At 66.1% G+C, this 17700-nt stretch carries 14 protein-coding genes; 8 read left to right on the top strand and 6 right to left on the bottom strand.

Annotated elements, in window-relative coordinates:
* A partial coding sequence (locus tag AKL29_RS45685; RefSeq protein WP_244482470.1) for an apolipoprotein A-IV repeat region-like domain-containing protein occupies window positions 1-3133 on the bottom strand: 3133 nt, incomplete at its 3' end.
* 382 nt (window positions 3134-3515) lie between these two features.
* On the opposite strand from AKL29_RS45685, the gene AKL29_RS28250 reads away from it, so the two are divergent.
* Together AKL29_RS28250 and AKL29_RS28245 are read left to right on the top strand one after the other, a co-directional pair.
* The gene (locus AKL29_RS28250; RefSeq protein ID WP_028338273.1) at window positions 3516-3893 is read left to right on the top strand and encodes an Hpt domain-containing protein; all 378 of its coding nucleotides are present in this window, start codon (window positions 3516-3518) and stop codon (window positions 3891-3893) included.
* Window positions 3894-4054: 161 nt separating this feature from the next.
* Window positions 4055-4375, top strand: a complete 321-nt coding sequence (locus AKL29_RS28245; RefSeq protein WP_016841525.1) for a 2Fe-2S iron-sulfur cluster-binding protein — start codon at window positions 4055-4057, stop codon at window positions 4373-4375.
* A 6-nt stretch (window positions 4376-4381) separates the two neighbouring features.
* Here the strand turns inward: AKL29_RS28245 and AKL29_RS28240 are convergent, their stop codons facing one another.
* Window positions 4382-4843 (bottom strand): acyl-CoA thioesterase, encoded by a 462-nt coding sequence (locus AKL29_RS28240; protein WP_050386420.1) that lies wholly within the window; start codon window positions 4841-4843, stop codon window positions 4382-4384.
* Window positions 4844-5007: 164 nt separating this feature from the next.
* Between AKL29_RS28240 and AKL29_RS28235 the strand changes: the two genes are divergently transcribed.
* Both AKL29_RS28235 and AKL29_RS28230 read left to right on the top strand, forming a co-directional pair.
* Window positions 5008-6036, top strand: a complete 1029-nt coding sequence (locus AKL29_RS28235; protein WP_050386419.1) for an NAD(P)/FAD-dependent oxidoreductase — start codon at window positions 5008-5010, stop codon at window positions 6034-6036.
* A gap of 130 nt (window positions 6037-6166) precedes the next feature.
* On the top strand, window positions 6167-6733 hold the full coding sequence (locus AKL29_RS28230) for a DUF2147 domain-containing protein (RefSeq protein WP_026193022.1): 567 nt from the start codon (window positions 6167-6169) through the stop codon (window positions 6731-6733).
* 69 nt (window positions 6734-6802) lie between these two features.
* Here the strand turns inward: AKL29_RS28230 and AKL29_RS28225 are convergent, their stop codons facing one another.
* Window positions 6803-8770: an SGNH/GDSL hydrolase family protein gene (locus AKL29_RS28225; protein WP_050386418.1), complete on the bottom strand. Its 1968-nt coding sequence runs from the start codon at window positions 8768-8770 to the stop codon at window positions 6803-6805.
* Between the two features lie 103 nt (window positions 8771-8873).
* Window positions 8874-9950, bottom strand: coding sequence for a lysylphosphatidylglycerol synthase transmembrane domain-containing protein (locus AKL29_RS28220; RefSeq protein WP_028337716.1), 1077 nt, complete (start codon window positions 9948-9950; stop codon window positions 8874-8876).
* Window positions 9951-10568: 618 nt separating this feature from the next.
* Here AKL29_RS28220 and AKL29_RS28215 point away from each other — a divergent pair.
* Together AKL29_RS28215 and AKL29_RS28210 are read left to right on the top strand one after the other, a co-directional pair.
* Entirely contained in the window at window positions 10569-11957 is a 1389-nt protein-coding gene (locus tag AKL29_RS28215) for an MFS transporter (protein ID WP_050386501.1), read from the top strand.
* A 146-nt stretch (window positions 11958-12103) separates the two neighbouring features.
* Window positions 12104-14506, top strand: coding sequence for an EAL domain-containing protein (locus tag AKL29_RS28210; protein WP_050386417.1), 2403 nt, complete (start codon window positions 12104-12106; stop codon window positions 14504-14506).
* 77 nt (window positions 14507-14583) lie between these two features.
* On the opposite strand, the gene AKL29_RS28205 is transcribed toward AKL29_RS28210, so the two are convergent.
* Window positions 14584-15018 (bottom strand): hypothetical protein, encoded by a 435-nt coding sequence (locus AKL29_RS28205; protein ID WP_028337713.1) that lies wholly within the window; start codon window positions 15016-15018, stop codon window positions 14584-14586.
* An 83-nt stretch (window positions 15019-15101) separates the two neighbouring features.
* On the opposite strand from AKL29_RS28205, the gene AKL29_RS28200 reads away from it, so the two are divergent.
* Window positions 15102-15716, top strand: a complete 615-nt coding sequence (locus tag AKL29_RS28200) for a hypothetical protein (protein WP_050386416.1) — start codon at window positions 15102-15104, stop codon at window positions 15714-15716.
* Between the two features lie 18 nt (window positions 15717-15734).
* Here AKL29_RS28200 and AKL29_RS28195 read toward each other — a convergent pair whose 3' ends face one another.
* Window positions 15735-17078 (bottom strand): aminotransferase-like domain-containing protein, encoded by a 1344-nt coding sequence (locus AKL29_RS28195; RefSeq protein WP_050386415.1) that lies wholly within the window; start codon window positions 17076-17078, stop codon window positions 15735-15737.
* Window positions 17079-17333: 255 nt separating this feature from the next.
* On the opposite strand from AKL29_RS28195, the gene AKL29_RS41235 reads away from it, so the two are divergent.
* Entirely contained in the window at window positions 17334-17495 is a 162-nt protein-coding gene (locus AKL29_RS41235) for a DUF1127 domain-containing protein (RefSeq protein ID WP_080583391.1), read from the top strand.
* The last annotated feature ends 205 nt before the right edge of the window (window positions 17496-17700 follow it).

The following is a 17700-nucleotide window of genomic DNA, read 5'->3' as shown; positions in this document are numbered from 1 at the left end:
TGCTCTGGGCCTCGCGAGCGGAGGCGACGATGGATTCCGCGGTGGCGGTGCCGGCGGTCGAGAGCGAGTGCTGCACGTCGGCCGCGAGCGTGCGGACCAGGGTGGCGGCTTCGGTGGATGCACCGGCAAGCGTGCTCTGGGCCTCGCGAGCGGAGGCGACGACGGCTTCCGCGGTCGCGGTGCCGGCCATCGTGAGCGAGCGCTCGACGTCGCTGGCGAGCGACTTGACCTGGCCGGTGACGTCGGTCGACGTCGAGATCAGCGTGGTCTGGGCCTCGCGGGCACCGGTCATGATCGCCTCGGCGGCGGCTGAGCCGGCCATCGACAGCGACTGCTCGACATCGGTGGCCAGCGACTTGACCTGGCTTGCGGCCTCGACCGAGGCGCTGACCAGCGTGGTCTGCGCGTCGCGGGCGCCGGACAGCACGGAGGCTGCGGTGGCGCTGCCGGCCGCCTGCAGCGTGCGCTCGACATCCTCGGACAGCGCCTTGATCTGCGAGGCGACGTCGCCGGAGGCCGAGACCAGCGACACCTGGGCGTCGCGGGCACTGGTGAGGATCGAGTTGGCGGCGCTGGTGCCGACGGCGGTCAGCACGCTCTCGACCTCGGCCGAGCTCAGCTTGAGCTGGTTGCCGACGTCCGCGGACACGGTGAGCAGCGCCTGCTGCGCGGTGCGCGCGCCGGTCTGGATGGTTTCGCTGGTGTTGACCACGAGGTTGGTCAGCGAACGCTCGGCGTCCTCGACATGGGACTTGATGCTCGACGACAGCAGCTCGGCGCGGGACATCAGGTCGTCGCTTGCCTGGCGGCCGCTGCTCTCGATGCGGCCGGCGACGGCCTCGACGCGCGAGCCCAGCAGGTCCTCGAACTGCGCGACGCGGGTGTCGATGTCGCCGGCGATGACGCCGACGCGGCTCTCGATGCCCTGCTGGATGTCGGCGAAGCGTGCCGAGATGGTGTCGGTCAGGTTCGCGCTGTGACCATTGATGGTGTCGGCGAGACGGGTGCTGTGGCCGTTGAGGGTGTCGACCAGGCGGATGCTGTGACCGTCGATGGTCTCGGTGACGCCGTTGATGCGATGGTCGACCGCGGCGATCGCCTGCACGGTGCCTTCGGTCAGGGTGGTGGTGAGCAGGCCAAGCCGCGAGTCGATCGACTGGATCGCCTGGGAGGCGCCGTCGGTCAGCTGGCTCGCGAGCGTGCCGAGATGGCCGTCGATGGTCTCGGTGACCGACTTGGCGCGGCTCTCGAACGTGACTTCGAGGGACTTCATGCGGCCGTCGATCGCGTCATCGAGCGATTGCAGACGGCCGTCGAACGAACCGATCTTGCTGGCGAGCGAACTATCGAACGACGACAGCTTGTCGGTCAGCGAGGCGTCGAGATTGGTGACGCGGCTGCCGAGCGTGGTCTCGAACTGCAGTAGGCGCTGGTCGAGCGAGGCGGTGATCTCGCCGCTGTTGGTGGTGACGCGATGGTCGAAGGTGTCGACATAGGTCTTCAGGCTGTCGGCGATGTCCTGGGTCCGCTGGCCCATGCGTTCGACGATGTCGCCGCCGAAGGTCTTCACCGTACGGTCGAATTCCGAGATGTGGCGGGTGATCAGCGCGCCGAGCGTGCCGGAGTCGCGGGCGAATTTCTCGGCGAGCTCGCTGCCATGGTTCTTCACCAGGTCGTCGAATGCGCTCATTTGCAGCGACAGCGAATCGTGCGCGGTCTCGGTCTGGCCCACCACCTTGGCGACCAGCGAATTGACGGTGACGTCGAGCGCCTCGCTTGCCTTGTCGCCGGACGTCATGATCTGGCCGGCGAGGCGGTTGCCGGCGTCGTCGATCTTGCTGACGAGGTCGTTGCTGCGCAGCTCGAGCTCGAGCAGCAGCGAGTCCGCGGAGTTCTTCAGGGAGTCGTGGACCTCTTCGGTGCGGTCGGAGATGCCGTCGACGATGACAGACGAACGCTGCTCGAACTCGCCGGTGATGCGGTCGATGCGCTCGTTCAGCAACTCGTGGACGCGATCGGCCAGATCGACGAACTCGTCATGGACGTGGCCGGTCTTGAAGTTGAGGCTGGTGGTCAGCCGTTCTGAGGCGTCCATCACCGCGCGCGTGGTCTCGGCGCTGGCTTCCTCGAGACGGTCGAGCAGGTCGCCGCCGCGCTCGCCGAGCGCGAGGATCATGTTGTCGCCGGCATGGCTCAGCGCGGTCGTGATGTGCTGGCCGCGCTCTTCCAGCGCGCCGGTGATGCTCTTGGCGACCTCGTCGACGCGCGAGGCGATCGCGTCGGAGATCAGCGCGATGTCGTGGCGCAGATCGATCTGCACGCCGGAGATCGCGCTGCGCACCTGCTCGGCCTGGCCGACCAGGTTGTCGCGCTGGTGGGCGATGTCCTGCAGCAGTGCGCGGATGCGCACTTCGTTGTCGGAATAGGCGCGTTCCAGCGCCGCGACCTCGTTGGCAACGAGGGTCTCGAGTTCGCCGGCGCGCGCGATCGCGCGCTCGACGCCGTCGCCCATCGCCGCGACCTCGCGGCGGATCGCCTGGCCGACCGTCACCATGGAATCGGCGGCGGCGTTTTCCGGCTCGGAGAATCGCATCGCGACCTGCGCCATCGATTGCGCGATCATCTGCATGCGCTGACCATGCGAGGCGAGGCTGGCGAGATAGTAGAACAGCAGGATCGGCACGGCGAACAGCGCGGCAAGGCCGGCGAGCACCAGGACGCCGGTGCCCTGGGCCATCGAGGCCTGCAGGGCTGGCCAGAACGCGATGGTGAGGATGACGCCGCCCAGCAGCCATGCGCCGGAGCAGACAAAGAACAGCGTGAAGGCGTTGCGCGCGCGTTCTCCCTGCAGCGTCTGCAGCATCTGGCCGATGGTTTCGCGATCATCATTGGCGGCGCGGCGCGGCGCGCGCGGTTCCTCGATCGGCTCGAACGCCGAACGATCGGAATTACTCGGACGGGACTCGAACGATGTGGCCGAAAAATCGGCAGCGGGCGGCAGGTTCGGCGGCGCGGCGCCTTCGTTGAGGGGGCTGCGATTCTCCGCGCCCTGTTCGCTGATGTTGAGGGCTTCCTGGATGGCAGAAAGCGCGACTTCGGTGGGATCTTTGACCTTCTTGGGAGTGTTCGCCATGTTCAGTCTGAGCCCTCTCACTATTTTACGCGTCGGCGAGCCTGCGATCGTCCCCACGCAAGCTCGAAGCCGGTGCCCACAAGCGGAGCGCAAGCCGGCCCCCTCGGCGGCTTGTCCGCTACATCCGCAAACATCCTATTGGGAGAGCGATGCGAATGAAATGCTTGCGATTAATACTTTCTTAATCATCGTTAACAGCTTTGCGCCATAAGGCCTTATGGGCACTCGAAATTCCCGCTGTAGAGCGTCGATTGTGTCCGGAAATTGTCCAGAATCGGGCGGTTTTGCCGATCATCCCAACAACAATCCGTTAACCAGTTTCGTGATTGGCTGGGGCAACGATCCGCCGGCGAGGGCCCGGCGGAGACGACAGGGACAGGCCATGCCGCTTCACCTCGAACGGGTCGAATGGACGCAATCGCCGCCGCTGGCGCCCGGCGCCGGGCCGATCGACGTCGATCATCTTCAGCGCATGACGCTGGGCGATCCGGGCCTCGAGCGGGAAGTGCTGGCCATGTTCTCGACCCAGTCGGCCCGGATCCTCGGTGAACTGGCCGCCTTGCCGCCCGAGGCGGCGACCCATGCCCACACCCTGAAAGGATCGGCGCGGGCGATCGGCGCGTTCGGCGTCGCCGAGGCTGCTGCCCAGCTGGAGACCGCGCTGACCGGCGGTTCCGATGCAGCCCAGCCGCTTGCCGCGCTCGGCGCCGCGATCGCCGAGGCGCGCACCGCGATCGAACTGATCCTGGGCCGCTCCTAGGCATCCGGCGTCTCGGCGGCCCGCCGCGAAGGCTTGGGCGGCTTCCCAACCGGCGGGCAGGTTTTCGGTCTCCGCGCTAGCGCTGTGCGGATCGACCCGTTATACGACTGCCCGGGACCTTTCCATCCATCGTCCGGCGCATTCCGGCAGCACGAGCAATCATGGCCAAAATCCACTTTATCGACCATTCCGGCGAGAAACGCACAGTTGACATCGAGAACGGCGCGACGGTGATGGAAGGCGCGATCCGCAACGCCATTCCCGGCATTGAAGCCGAATGCGGCGGCGCCTGCGCCTGTGCGACCTGCCATGTCTATGTCGATGAAGCCTGGCGCGAGAAGGTCGGCGCGCCGTCGCCGATGGAAGAGGACATGCTGGATTTCGGCTTCGACGTGCGTCCGAATTCGCGGCTGTCCTGCCAGATCAAGGTGACCGACGATCTCGACGGACTGGTCGTGTCGACGCCGGAGCGGCAGGCCTAGGATCTCTTATTCGCCGTCCGGATTCACTCCGCGACGGACCCAGCGGCGGAAGTTCTGCTTGACCTCCGCCGGCAGCGGCGTCGGCCTGCGGGTGACCTCATCGATCATCACCGTGACCGCCTTCGCCGACGCCACGCATCTGCCTTCCGAAAACACCACCTGGTCGAAGGTGGTCGATGTGCGTCCAAACTTGACGAGACCGAGCCCGAGCTCGATCTGACCCGGCCAGTGCAGCTCGGCGCGGAAATGGATGTCGAGGCGCACCATGATCCAGCCGAGCCCTGCCGGCATCAGCCCCATGCTGAGGTCCTTCACCAGCGTGACGCGGCCGGTTTCAAAATAGCTCGCATAGACGGCGTTGTTGACGTGCCCGTTGGGGTCGAGATCGGCAAAGCGCACATTGTCGGACAGGCGATAGGGAAAGTCTTCCAGGCGCGGCGCATCGTCAGCACGAACAGGGGCATTCACGAGGGGGATCTCCGTCGGTTTCCCCGCCCATACAGCCGAGTTGCGCAGGCTCGGCAAGGGGTTGCCGCGCCAGCCGCTGTCCCTATTATGCATGTCCCGATCCGGCCATACTTGGCTGGGCAGGCGAGAGCCGTCCAGTCGATTTCAACTGAAAAGAAACGGATATGAGCGAAGCGATCAAAACCGATGTGCTGATTATTGGCGCGGGTCCCTGCGGACTGTTCGCCGTGTTCGAACTGGGCCTGCTCGACATGAAGGTGCATCTGGTCGACATCCTCGACAAGATCGGCGGGCAATGCGCCGAGCTTTATCCGGAGAAGCCGATCTACGACATTCCGGGCATTCCGCTGGTCACCGGTCAGGGCCTCACCGACCAGCTGCTGGAGCAGATCAAGCCGTTCGGCGCGACCTTCCATCTCAACGAGATGGTCGAGAGCATCGAGAAGATCGGCGATCCCCTGTTCCGGGTGAAGACCGATGCCGGCAAGGAGTTCGAGGCCAAGGTCGTCGTGATCTCGGCCGGCGGCGGCTCGTTCCAGCCGAAGCGGCCGCCGGTGCCGGGCATCGAGGCCTATGAAGGCACGTCGGTGTTTTATGCCGTGCGCAAGATGGAGCAATTCCGCGACAAGAACATTCTGATCGTCGGCGGCGGCGACTCCGCGCTCGACTGGACGCTCAATCTGCATCCGATCGCCAAGCGCATCACGCTGCTGCACCGGCGCGACGATTTCCGCGCGGCGCCGCACAGCGTCGAGCAGATGCGTGCGCTCGTTGCCGACGGCAGGATGGATCTGAAGATCGGCCAGGTCACGGGGCTCGAAGGCGCCAACGGCCAGCTCTCGGGTGCCGCGCTCAAGGGCAACGACAATGCGGTCTCGACGATCGCCTGCGATACGATGCTGCCGTTCTTCGGACTCACCATGAAGCTCGGCCCGGTCGCGAACTGGGGCGTGGCGCTGGAGAACAATCTGGTGCCGGTCGACACAGCGGCGTTCGAGACCAACGTTTCAGGCATCTTCGCGATCGGCGACATCAACACCTATCCGGGCAAGCTCAAGCTCATTCTCTCCGGCTTCCACGAGGGTGCGCTGATGGCGCAGAAGGCGCACCGCTACGTGTATCCGGACAAGCGGCTGGTGTTCCAGTACACAACCTCGTCATCGAGTCTGCAGAAGAAGCTCGGGGTGAACTGATTCCACTCGAGCAGCGACCAATGCCGGAGGCATGGGCCATTTCCTGCGCGGCGCGGGTACTGGAACACTCCGTCAAATGGCCGTAGTCTTCTGCTTGTACTCGAGTTGGTCGATTGATCAGGTGATGATGATGCGGAACACGCTATCCAGACTTCGGCTGATCCTCGCGATCGCCACGGCCTTTGCGCTAGCTGCTCCGCTTGCGGCCTCGGCGGCCGACCCGTCGGCTGCCGGCCTGTGGCAAAAGGTCGAAGACGGCAAGCCCGAGGGCTGGTTCCTGGTGATCGAGCGCAATGGTCTGTTCGAAGGCATGATCGCAAAGATGTTCTCGTCGCCCGGAGATCCGCCCAATCCGGTCTGCTCGAAATGCACCGACGATCGCAAGGACATGCCGTGGCTCGGCATTCCCCTCATCCGCGACATGAAGCGCAACGGGCTCGCCTATGAAGGCGGCAACGTGCTCGATCCGCGCAACGGCAAGGTCTACAAGGCCAAGATGACGTTGAGCGCCGATGGTCAGACGCTGACGATGCGCGGCTTTCTCGGCATCTCGCTGTTCGGCAAGGATGAGGTCTGGACCCGGCTGCCTGACACCGCGGTGGCCCAGCTCGATCCCGCGATCGTCGCCAAATATCTGCCGGCGCAAGCCGCGGTGGCGAAGCCGGCGGCGCCAGTGCCCGCGACGAAGCGGCACTAACACTTCTCTCCGGCTAACGCTCCGATCTGCGCACGCTCATGCTCCGCTCTTGCGTGGCAGCGTAAGCGTTCAGCGCTGTCCCGTCGGTGCAATCGGCATCGGCAGTGGCGCGACCGGCTCGGTAATCACCTCGGGCACAGCGGTGTTCAGCTGCAGCACGGTGGCGGCCGCGGGGACCGCGGCATCGGCCATCGCGGCATGGCCTTCGGCGCTCGGATGCACCGCGCCGCCATACACCGCCGACAGGATGCCCCATGTCGCGTCGTGGATGTCGCTTGGCTGCATCGAGGACGGCAGGCCCTGCGGGTAGGTCATCGCGGTGAAGTAGCTGTCATTGGCGTCGCGGATCCAGCGCGCACGCGGCAGATAGGCGCGGTATTCGCCGGCGCTGCGGCCGCATTTGAGCGGCTGGTTGGCGGCGGCGACGATGTCCGACACGAAGCTGTCGCCATTGGCTGCAAAGCAGTCGCGGTCGAATTCCGGATCGGTCGAGGCGCGTGCGCAGAAGCCATGGCTCGCAAACGCGTCCTGATGCGCGTCGACGAAGGTCATGCGGTCGGCCTGCGGATTGCGGCAGATGATGCCGGACTGGCACTGCGCGATCGCCTTGAGCTGCGGCAGGAACTCGTTCTGCACGAAGCTCGAGACCGACGCGAGGCGGCTGGGATCCGCGTTGAACGAGGGATGGATCTCGAAGCCGGCGCGGCCGCCGGGGCAGGGCGCGCCGCCATTGGCCAGCGCCGGATTGGCATAGGCCGTGTAGATCACGTGCGAGAGATCGCCGCCGACCAGCGGCTTCAGCGCGTCGCGCAGCTTGGCAAAATCGGCCGGCAGGTCGCGCGCCAGCGCCGAACGGGCATCGTCGACGCTGGCCATTGAGCCGCCGCGGCTGAACAGCGTGCGCTCGGTCGGCGTGTCGACGATCACGTTGGCGACGAGGCCGGAGAAGTAGATGTCGTTGGCGCCGATCGAGAGCAGCACGAGGTCGAGGGTCCGGTCGGGCTGACGGCGCTTGGCGGCGGCGAGTGCCGTGCGCAGCTCCGCGATCTGGCCGTTGACGGTGCCCGAGCAGGTGTTGGCTGTCTTCGTCGGCAGGCATTCCCGCGCCTGCTGCGAGCCGAGCAGGCCGTCGGCGATGGTGGCGCCGGTGCACGCCAGCGGCAGATAGGTCACCGCGATGTGCGGATATTGCACGGCGAGCGCGAGCGCGGTGCGGGTCTGATAGCTGTACAGCGACCGGTGACAGGCCGAGTTGAGCCAGAGCGCGCTCTGGCGCTGCCAGTTGGTCAGGGTGTCCGGCGCTTCGCAGGCGCGGCCGCCTTTGTAGCCGGCGCGGCTCGGCCGGTAATATTGCGCCCCGCCGAGATAGGAGCGGAAGCAGAACCCCTCGTCGGAGAGCGCAATCGCGCGGTCGGGATTGCCCTCGCCGGATGCGATGCTGTCACCGAGGCCCGCGATCAGCAAGTCGCGCACCTCGATCTGAGTCGTCACGCGCTGGTTGGCCTCCGAGCCGCTTGCGACGTCGACGGTCGCGACCGTGGTGCGGCCGTAGCGGACGCGCAGGTTGATCGGCTCGGCGCAATCGAATGTCGAGGATTGCGGCCCGTCGCCGTCGTCGAACGACCAGGCGCAGGTCGCGCCGACCGGAACCGGCCCGGTGAGCCGTACGACGATCGGATGATCGATCGGCGTCAGATAGCTTTCCTTGACGTTGTCGCGCGTGCAGGGCTCGCTGACGCGGCCCTGCAGGTCGATGCAGAGCCGGTTCACGGTGTTGCGCGCCCAGCCGCGGCCGTCGCTTTGCAGTTCCAGCGTCTGTTCCGAGGCCAGCACGCTGCGGCCAAGCCCGCTTTCGACATGCAGGCGGAAGTCGCGTTCCTCGCGGAACAGGCGAAAGCGGTTGCGGACCTCCCAGGAGATCTGCAGCTGGTTGTCCTGCGCGTCCGCGGCCGATGCGAATACCGCGGCCAGCGCGCTGCCGAGCAGCACGCTGCAGACCGTCACCCGAAACGAAAATCGAACCAAAAAGCCAATCATGGCGCGGTTTGACGCGAGCGGTACGGCGAAAATAAGAGAAGCGGCCGCGAGGATCGAAAATCCGGGATCGAGGGGCCCGCACAGGGGCCGATAACGTTGTCCGTTACCGTTTCAGCTGCCTGACCCGCTGCTGCCGGCTTTCGATCGGTTGCCGCACGGTCGCCGAAGCCGTGCAGGCTTGGCTTAGTCGTTTCCGCTCTTGCCAAGGCTGCACCACGTTGAGCCAGAGCTCGCGCATGCCCATGATCGAGATCGAAATCCCGAACGGGATCAGGAAGTAGAGGATGCGGAACACGACCAGCGTCGCCAGCAATTGCTCCTTGCTGAACTCCGGCAGCGCCACCAGCATCGCGGCGTCGAACACGCCGATCGAGCCGGGGGCGTGGCTGGCGAAGCCGAGCAGCGTCGCCAGGATGAACACGACCGCCAGCGATACGAAGTCGATATGCGGCTCGGTCGGCATCAGCAGGTACATTGCGAGCGCGCAGAAGCCGAGATCGACCACGCCGATCAGGATCTGCAACAGCGTCAGCTTGGCCGAGGGCAGCACCACCTTCCAGCCGTTCTGGCCGAGCTCGCGGCGCTTCTCGCCGGTCAGGAGCCAGACGAAATAGGCGCCGATGCCGGCAAGGCAGCCGAGCGCGATCAGCCGGTTCATCGCCGGCGGCAGCAGGTCCATCGCCGACGCTGCCGCCGGGTGCCAGGCCATGCCGAAGCCGAGCACGAACAAATTGCCGAGCCAGAAGGTCAGGCCCGACAGAAAGCAGATCTTGGCGACGTCGATCGCGGAGAGGCCATAATCGGAATAGATCCGGAAGCGGATCGCGCCGCCGGTGAAAACCGTGGCGCCGATATTGTGGCCGATCGTGTAGCTCGTGAAGCTCGACAGCGCTGCGATGCGGTAGGGGACATGGATCTTGCCGATCGTGCGCAGCGCGAAGAAGTCGTAGAAGGTCAGCGTGCAGAACGCCCCGACCACACAGAGCGCCGCCAGCGCGATCCGGTGCGGCGCGATGTTGGTGAGCGCGGTGAGAATGATGCCGGTATCGACGCCCTTCAGGGTGTGAACAAGCGACGTGATCGCGAACGCGATGATCAACACACTCGCGGCGATCCCGAGCCGTTTCCAGCCGATCTTTTCCTTGAAACCACGCCCAAGCGTGGTCAGCAGCCGAAGCATTCATCCTCCCGGCGGGGCGGCAAATTTCAGTGGGACCCGGTCACGGACGGCGACGGGTGACGGGCAAACGCACCGTACGCGATGACCCATAAGGCAAAACCGATGCGTTGTGCAGCCCTTGACAAGCCAAGCTTCGGCCCTCGTCCAGCGTCATTGTCATATTGCCTACATATGTTCTCGCTCTGCGGAATGTGAGTCGCACGACCGCGACGGGGCCGCTACGTGTTCCGCCGTTCCAAGCGGTTTCGTCGGCTTTTTTGCCGATTTTGCGGCGGTCCCGGCCTCGATGCGGGTTAGTTGGCGCGGGGCGAATAGACGATATGCATCAGCATGGGGACGCCTGAGCCCGCTGTGACGTTTACCAAAGTGTGAAGTCGACGCGCGGATGCACATGATCCGCCCTGCGCTCGGGCCGGGTCAGGCGCGCGAAGGCGGTCCGTAGGTCTATTGAGGCAAAACGCCGCGCAAGCGCGCCGCCGTCGGACAGATCGGCCAGGCACGCGATTTCACACTTCGATCCGTGCCGAAGTGTTACGGCGAAACGAAGGCCTATGTCTCGCATTGGTTGCCGAGAGCAAGGACGAGACCATGCAACAGACATCCCTGAACGTCCGGCACATGCCGGACCGCCGCGCAACGTCGCATCAGCAAACGAGCGGGCTCGCGGCGACGTTGACGCTCGCCGCGATGAGTCTCGGCTATGGCGTCGTGCAGCTCGACGTCACCATCGTCAACACGGCGCTCAATGCGATCGGCGCCTCGCTCGGCGGCGGCGTTGCCGAACTGCAATGGGTGGTCAGCGCCTACACGATTGCCTTTGCGGCCTTCATCCTGACCGCGGGCGCGCTCGGCGACCGGATCGGCGCCAAGCGCATCTTCATGGCCGGGTTTGCGATCTTCACCGCGGCATCGGTTGGCTGCGCAGTCGCGCCTGATGCGGCGACGCTGATAGCCGCCCGCTGCGTGCAGGGGCTGGCCGCGGCCATCCTGGTGCCGAACTCGCTGGCGCTGCTCCGCCATGCCTATGAAGACGAGAAGGCGCGGGGACGCGCGGTCGGGGTCTGGGCCGCGGGCGCGAGCCTTGCGCTCACCGCCGGTCCGTTCGTCGGCGGCGGACTGATCGCGCTGGTCGGCTGGCGCGCGATCTTTATGGTCAACCTGCCGATCGGCCTGGCCGGCCTGTGGCTCGCCTGGCGCTTTGCCAGCGAAACCACGCGTCATCAGCAACACCGGCTCGATCTGCCGGGGCAGCTCGCTGCGATCGCCGCGCTCGGCACGCTGGCCGGCGGGCTGATCGAAGGCGGCGCGCTCGGCTGGAGCAGCCCGTTCGTGGTCGCAGGCTTCGTTCTCGCCGCCGTCTTCTCCGTGCTGTTCGTCTGGCGTGAGGCGCGCGCGCCGCAGCCGATGCTGCCGCTCTCGCTGTTCCGCCACCGGATGTTTGCCCTGACCTCGCTGGTCGGCCTCCTGGTCAATGTCGCGTTCTACGGCCTGATCTTCGTGCTCAGCCTCTACTTCCAGCAGGTCAACGGGCTGTCGGCGTTCGCCACCGGCCTGGCGTTCGTGCCGATGCTCGGCGCCGTGCTGCCCGCCAACCTGATCGCGCCGCGTGTCGCGGAGCGGATCGGCGCGCCGGAGACAATCGCGCTCGGCGCCGCGCTCTCGGCCGCCGGATGTCTGGCGCTGCTGTTCATCGGCCCCGGCACGAGCTATCTCGCGATCTGCCTGCAATTGCTGGCCATGAGCGGCGGCCTCGGCCTGCTGGTGCCGCCCCTGACATCGGCGTTGCTCGGCAGTGCCGAGCCGCAGCATGCCGGCATCGCGGCCGGAGTGTTGAACGCGACCCGGCAGACCGGCAGCGTGCTTGGTGTCGCGCTGTTCGGCTCGATGGTCAGCCGGTCCGCGGCCTTCATCGCCGGCCTGCATGCGGCCCTCGTCATCTCCGCCGGCGCGTTGCTTGCGGCCGCTGCGCTGATCTGGATCGGCGCTTGGTCACGGACTCGGCGTTGAGACGAACCGCAGCGAGGGATCTCCGCTCGCCCTGACCCGATCGCTTGCATTCAAGGCTTCTTCACCATGGGTGGAACCTTGCTGCAATGCGGTTACCGTTCGTACACGAATGCGTCTGTTCTTATGGGTCCATAAAGGGGGCCTATATGTATCGCGTTCTGACCTGTCTCACTTTGGAACATGACTGGCGTTTGGTTGTCCTTGGCGGGGTGATCTGCCTGCTCGCCAGCGCCGTCGCGATCAGCCTGTTTCACCGCGCCCGCGCCGCACAGGGGCGTGCCCGCGAGATCTGGATCGGCCTCGATGCGGCGGTCGGCGGTTGCGGTATCTGGGCCACCCATTTCGTCGCCATGCTGGCGTACGATCCCGGCATCGAGGCCGGATACAACATTCCCATCACGCTGCTGTCGCTGGTGCTCGCGGTTGCGATCCTGGCCGTCGGATTGGCCGTCGCCACGCTCGATGGACGCTGGCGGACGGTTGCGGCCGGTGGCGCGATCGTCGGCGCCGGCGTCGCGGCGATGCATTACACCGGCATGCTCGGGCTGGAGCTGCCCGCGCGCATCGTCTGGTCGCCCGGCATCGTCGCCTCATCGATCGCGTTCGGAAGTCTGTTCGGCGCGCTCGCGCTCGTCGTTGCCACCCGTGGCGAACGTTTCGGCACCACGGCCGCCGCGACCGGCCTTCTGACCGTCGCGATCGTCTCGCATCATTTCACCGCAATGGGCGCGGTGACGCTCGTTCCGGATCCGACGATCGTTTCCGGCGGACTCACGGTCTCGCCGCGCGTGCTCTCATTCATGACCGCCGTTGCGGCCTTCGCGATCCTCGGCCTCTCGCTGATCGCCTCGATCCTCGACCGTCGCGCCAAGACCGAGCTTCACAAGCAGAAGGTGGTGCTCGATACCGCGCTCGAGAACATGTCGCAGGGGCTTTGCATGTTCGATGCCGACGGCCGCATCATGCTGTTCAACGAGCGCTACAGCGAGATGATGGGGCGCAGTCGCGTGCCGCTGCAGGGACGTCTGCTGATCGACGTCCTGCAGGACCTCCATTCCATCGGCGAGTGGGACGGCGATCCCGAGGAGTTCTGCAATGCTCTCGTCGCCGAGGCAAAGGCCGGCCACAGCGCGACACGGATCGTCAGCCGCAACGCGCGCGCGATCCGTGTCGTCGACCAGCCGATGAAGGGCGGCGGCTGGGTTGCGACCTTCGAAGACATCACCGAATGGCAGCAGGCCCAGGAACAGATTTCACACATGGCGCGGCATGACGCGCTGACCAATTTGCCGAACCGGACGCTGTTCCGCGAGCAGCTCGAGAAGGCCTCGAGACTGGCCAAGCGCTCCGACCAGCTGGCCGTGCTCTGTCTCGATCTCGATCATTTCAAGGAAATCAACGACACGCTCGGACATCCGATCGGCGACGCGCTGCTCCGCGAAGTCGCGCGCCGGCTCGGCGAATGCGTGACCGAGCACGACACCGTGGCGCGGCTTGGCGGCGACGAATTCGCCATCGTGCAGTTCTGCAGCAACTGCGATCCGTCGGTGGTGTCGTCGCTGGCAAGTCTCGTGGTCGAGCGGATCGCCGCGCCCTACGAGATCGGCGGCCATCAGCTCGTGATCGGCGTCAGCATCGGCATCTCGCTCGCGCCTGAGGATGGCAAGGATCCCGACGAATTGCTGCAGAAGGCCGATCTTGCGCTATACCGCGCCAAGGCCGACGGCCGCGGCACCTATCGCTTCTTCGAGACCGGGATGGATGCGCGTGCGCAGGCACGCCGCCTGCTGGAGCGCGACTTGCGGCTCGCGCTCGAGCATGACGAGTTCGAGGTCTACTACCAGCCGATCCGTGATGTCGCGGGCGATCAGATCGTCGCCTTCGAGGCGCTGGCGCGCTGGAACCATTCGCTGCGTGGCCTGATCGCGCCGAACAATTTCATTCCTGTCGCCGAGGAGACCGGGCTGATCGTTCCGCTTGGCGACATCGTGTTGCGCAAGGCCTGCGTGGATGCCGCGGGCTGGCCCGTGGCCGTCGCGGTTGCCGTCAATCTCTCGCCGGTGCAGTTCAAGAACCCCAACCTGGTGTCGTCGGTGAAGGCGGCGCTGGAAGCATCCGGCCTGTCGGCGGACCGGCTTGAGCTCGAGATCACCGAATCGGTGCTGCTGCAGAACAGCGAGGCGACGCTCGCGGTGCTGCATGAGCTGCGCGGCTTCGGCGTCCGCATCTCGCTGGACGATTTCGGCACCGGCTATTCCTCGCTGAGCTATCTGCGCAGCTTCCCGTTCGACAAGATCAAGATCGACCGGTCCTTCGTCACCGACCTTGCGACGCGCGAGGACTCGATGGCGATCGTGCGCGCGGTCACCGGCCTCGGCAAGAGCCTCGGCATCGTCACGACAGCCGAAGGGGTCGAGACCGATACCCAGTTCGACCTGCTGCGTCGGGAGGGCTGCACGCAGGCGCAGGGCTATCTGTTCAGTCCGCCGCGGCCGGCGGCCGACGTCGCCAAGATGTTGCGCAGGGTGCCGGAACGGTCGGTCGCCTGAGGGAAGGCCGGCGAGCTGGATTCTGGTTTGGACGCGTTTTCTTCACGCGAACCGCGTCCACTTCGCTCGAAAACGTTCTAGCTCTTGCGCAGGGCAAAATAGGCACCGCAGAACGCCATCACTGCGCCGAGGCACAGGGCGGCAAGGCCCGCGAGCACGGCGGAAATGGTCGAGACCGTGCTCGGCGCCGACGCGGCCTGGCCGGCGCCGGCCAGCATCAGCACGCCGACGACGATCAGGAAGTTACGCATCCGGTGCGGGATCTGGCCGGCCACAGCGCTGTGCATCAGATTGGCGGTGAAGTAGCCGCCCGAAAATCCGACGGTCGCGATCAGCCACCAGGCGATCGCCGCGCCTGCCGGCATGAACTCGTGGCTATCGGAGCGCCACAGGCCGCCGAGGTCGAGCCCGTAACGCGCGCCGAGCATGTGCACGGCAAGCGCCAGCAGCACGCCGGATATCATCGCGCCGCCGAGGATGAGGTAACGCGGAAAATAGGTCGTCTCGGGCATGGCTCGCTTGTAGGATAGGCGCGACAGGCTGCGCAAGCTTGCGCGTACGTTTGAACAGGTGGAACGGCGAATTGCCAACAACGTTGCAGGACCGGTCGGAGGCAGGCGAGGGCACGGCGGTGCGCTACGCCTACAAGGCCTCCTTGATCGGCTCGGCGCACCAGTTCGAGCTGACCGAGGACGGGCTGTCGTGGCGGATCGCCGGCCGGTCCGGCGTGTGGGATTATGCCGACATCTCCGCGGTGAAGCTGTCCTATCGCCCGGTCTCGATGCAGCAGCAGCGATTTCGCGCCGACATCGACAACGCCAAGGGCGGGCGGATCGCGATCCTCTCGACCACCTGGCAGACCGCGACGCTGGTGGCGCCGCAGGGCCATCTCTACCGCGACTTCATCGTCGAGCTGCATCGGCGGATGCAGGCGGCGGGCAGCAACGCCAGGCTGGTCGGAGGCCTCGGACCGAAGACGTACACCGCCGCGCTGGCGCTGCTGGCCTGCCTTGCGGTGGCAATGATCGGATTGCTGCTAACGGCGCTGCTGACGTCGAACTGGATGGGCGCGCTGTTCCTGGTCGGCTTTGCGGCGCTGTTCACATGGCAGGTCGGCGGTTTCGTCACGCGCAACCGGCCGCGGCGCTACAGCTTCGATCAATTGCCCGATGCGCTGCTGCCGAAGGCAGTTCGCAATCAAGCCCGATGACGTGCGACGGCGTCGCACTCACTCGGTCGAGTCAAAATCCTCTTCGGTCGCGCTCAGCATTCCCGCCAGCGTCCGCAGGCCGAGGTCGAGCTGCTCCATCGGCGGTGCCGCCAGTGCGAGCCGCACCGCATTGGGCGCGTGCCCCGGCGTGGCGGCAAAGGTGGTCGACGGCGTCAGCGCGATGTCGCGGCGCGCCGCGGCCGCGACCAGGGTCTGCGAGCGCCAATGCGGCGGCAAGGCCAGCCAGAGATGATACGACTTCGGATTGGTCTGGATTTCGAAATCGGCCAGATGCTTCGCCGCCAGAAGCTGGCGGCGGCCGGCATCGATCCGCTTCAGCCGTGACAATTCGGCAGCGGTGCCGTCGGCCATCAGCCGCTGCCCCGCGGCGAAGGCGTAGCCCGACGCGGTCCAGCCGCCCGAGCGCACCGCGGCCATGATGCTCTCGCGCAGCCGCGGCGGCGACACGAGGAAGCCGAGCGCGAGGCCGGGCGCGACCTTCTTCGACAGGCTGTCGAGCACGATGCAGCTGTCGGAGGCGAGCGCGGCGAGCGGCGCCTCGTCGTCGAGGAATCCGTAGACGCCGTCCTCGATGACGACGAGGCCGAGCTTCTCCACCACGCGCAACAGCTCGGCGCGGCGCTCGGGCGGCATGGTGATGCTGAGCGGGTTCTGGATCGTCGGCTGGACGTAGATCGCGGACAGATGCGCCTCGCGATGCGCCTTCTGCACCGCATCCGGTCGCACGCCGTGTTCGTCCATCGCGAGCGGCACCAGCGAGATGCCGAGCCGCGCGGCGATGCCCTTGACGAACGGGTAGGTCAGCGCCTCGACGCCGCAGCGTCCGCCGGGCGGCACCACGGCGGCGAGCGCGGCGGCGATGCATTGCCGGCCGTTGGCGGTGAACACGATCTGGTCGGGATTCGGCGTCCAGCCCTTGCGCGCCAGGAATTCGGAGGAGATGGTTCGTGCCGCCCGCGTGCCAAAACTGGTCGCCGGCCGCAGCGCGCCCTCGAGCACCTCGGGCCGCTCCAGTCCTTCGAGGCTCTTGGCGATCATCGTCGCCTGGTGCGGCAGCAGCGGATAGTTGAACTCGAGGTCGATGCGGGCGCCGCGCGGCTCGGTCGGGGCCGCGATGCCGCGGCGTGCCTCGCCGGACACGAAAGTGCCGCGGCCGACTTCGCCGACCACCAGCCCGCGCCGCAACAGCTCGGTATAGACCCGGCTCGCCGTCGAGACGGCGATGTTGCGGTCATAGGCGAAATGACGCTGCGGCGGCAGCCGGTCGCCTGCCTTCAGCGCGCCGCTGGCGATCTCGGCGGCCACCGCATCCGCCAGCTTCAGATATTCGAACCTCGACATTATTGCACCGAGAGCAATGTTTTACTTGCTCCGAGGAATGTACCGGATCATTTAAGAGGGAACAAGCCCATGATTGCACCGAGGAGCGCGCAAGCAATCCGAGGTCCCGACGGCGCAGCCGCTGAAACAGTATTTGCGTCAATGGCGTAGCTTTGCCTATGGGCAGCGAAGGAGATGACAATGTCAGCGATATCTTCAGCCGCTGCAGTGCCCGCGCGGTTTGGTACATTAGGCAGATTGCTCCGATTGCTCCGAGTGTGGGGCGATGCGCTCGCGACCTATTGGGTGCGCCGCGAGGCGATCAAGACGCTGCGCCAGCTCGATGACCGGGCGCTGCGTGATATCGGACTCTCGCGCTGCCAGATCGAGACCGCCGTCACCGGCGACTTCGACCTGGAGCTGGTGCGGATCCGTTAAGATGCCGGTGCGGCGCTCGAGCCGGGCGCCGACTGCCGGTTGCAGAATTCACCGAAACTACACCAAAGAAGCGGAAGAGCCCCGTCTCGTCACCGTCGTCGCTCCAAGGTTGTGACGCTCTATGCTAGCGTATTAGCTGCGTACGCTAGCGTTGAGTTGGGGACCGATGGCCGCTCGCAAATTGTCGCAAGGGCAGGCCCCGACC

It is taken from the genome of Bradyrhizobium pachyrhizi (assembly GCF_001189245.1).
Classification (GTDB): domain Bacteria; phylum Pseudomonadota; class Alphaproteobacteria; order Rhizobiales; family Xanthobacteraceae; genus Bradyrhizobium; species Bradyrhizobium pachyrhizi.
The sequence above is the reverse complement of the archived record's forward strand: the minus strand, read 5'-3'. Positions and strand labels throughout refer to the sequence as shown.

Excerpts from the sequence above, each read along its gene's own strand:
- AKL29_RS28250 (WP_028338273.1), top strand. The coding sequence starts at position 3,516 with ATGCCGCTTCACCTCGAACGGGTCGAATGGACGCAATCGCCGCCGCTG.
- AKL29_RS28245 (WP_016841525.1), top strand. The coding sequence starts at position 4,055 with ATGGCCAAAATCCACTTTATCGACCATTCCGGCGAGAAACGCACAGTT.
- AKL29_RS28235 (WP_050386419.1), top strand. The coding sequence starts at position 5,008 with ATGAGCGAAGCGATCAAAACCGATGTGCTGATTATTGGCGCGGGTCCC.
- AKL29_RS28230 (WP_026193022.1), top strand. The coding sequence starts at position 6,167 with ATGCGGAACACGCTATCCAGACTTCGGCTGATCCTCGCGATCGCCACG.
- AKL29_RS28225 (WP_050386418.1), bottom strand. The coding sequence starts at position 8,770 with ATGATTGGCTTTTTGGTTCGATTTTCGTTTCGGGTGACGGTCTGCAGC.
- AKL29_RS28220 (WP_028337716.1), bottom strand. The coding sequence starts at position 9,950 with ATGCTTCGGCTGCTGACCACGCTTGGGCGTGGTTTCAAGGAAAAGATC.
- AKL29_RS28215 (WP_050386501.1), top strand. The coding sequence starts at position 10,569 with ATGCCGGACCGCCGCGCAACGTCGCATCAGCAAACGAGCGGGCTCGCG.
- AKL29_RS28210 (WP_050386417.1), top strand. The coding sequence starts at position 12,104 with ATGTATCGCGTTCTGACCTGTCTCACTTTGGAACATGACTGGCGTTTG.
- AKL29_RS28205 (WP_028337713.1), bottom strand. The coding sequence starts at position 15,018 with ATGCCCGAGACGACCTATTTTCCGCGTTACCTCATCCTCGGCGGCGCG.
- AKL29_RS28195 (WP_050386415.1), bottom strand. The coding sequence starts at position 17,078 with ATGTCGAGGTTCGAATATCTGAAGCTGGCGGATGCGGTGGCCGCCGAG.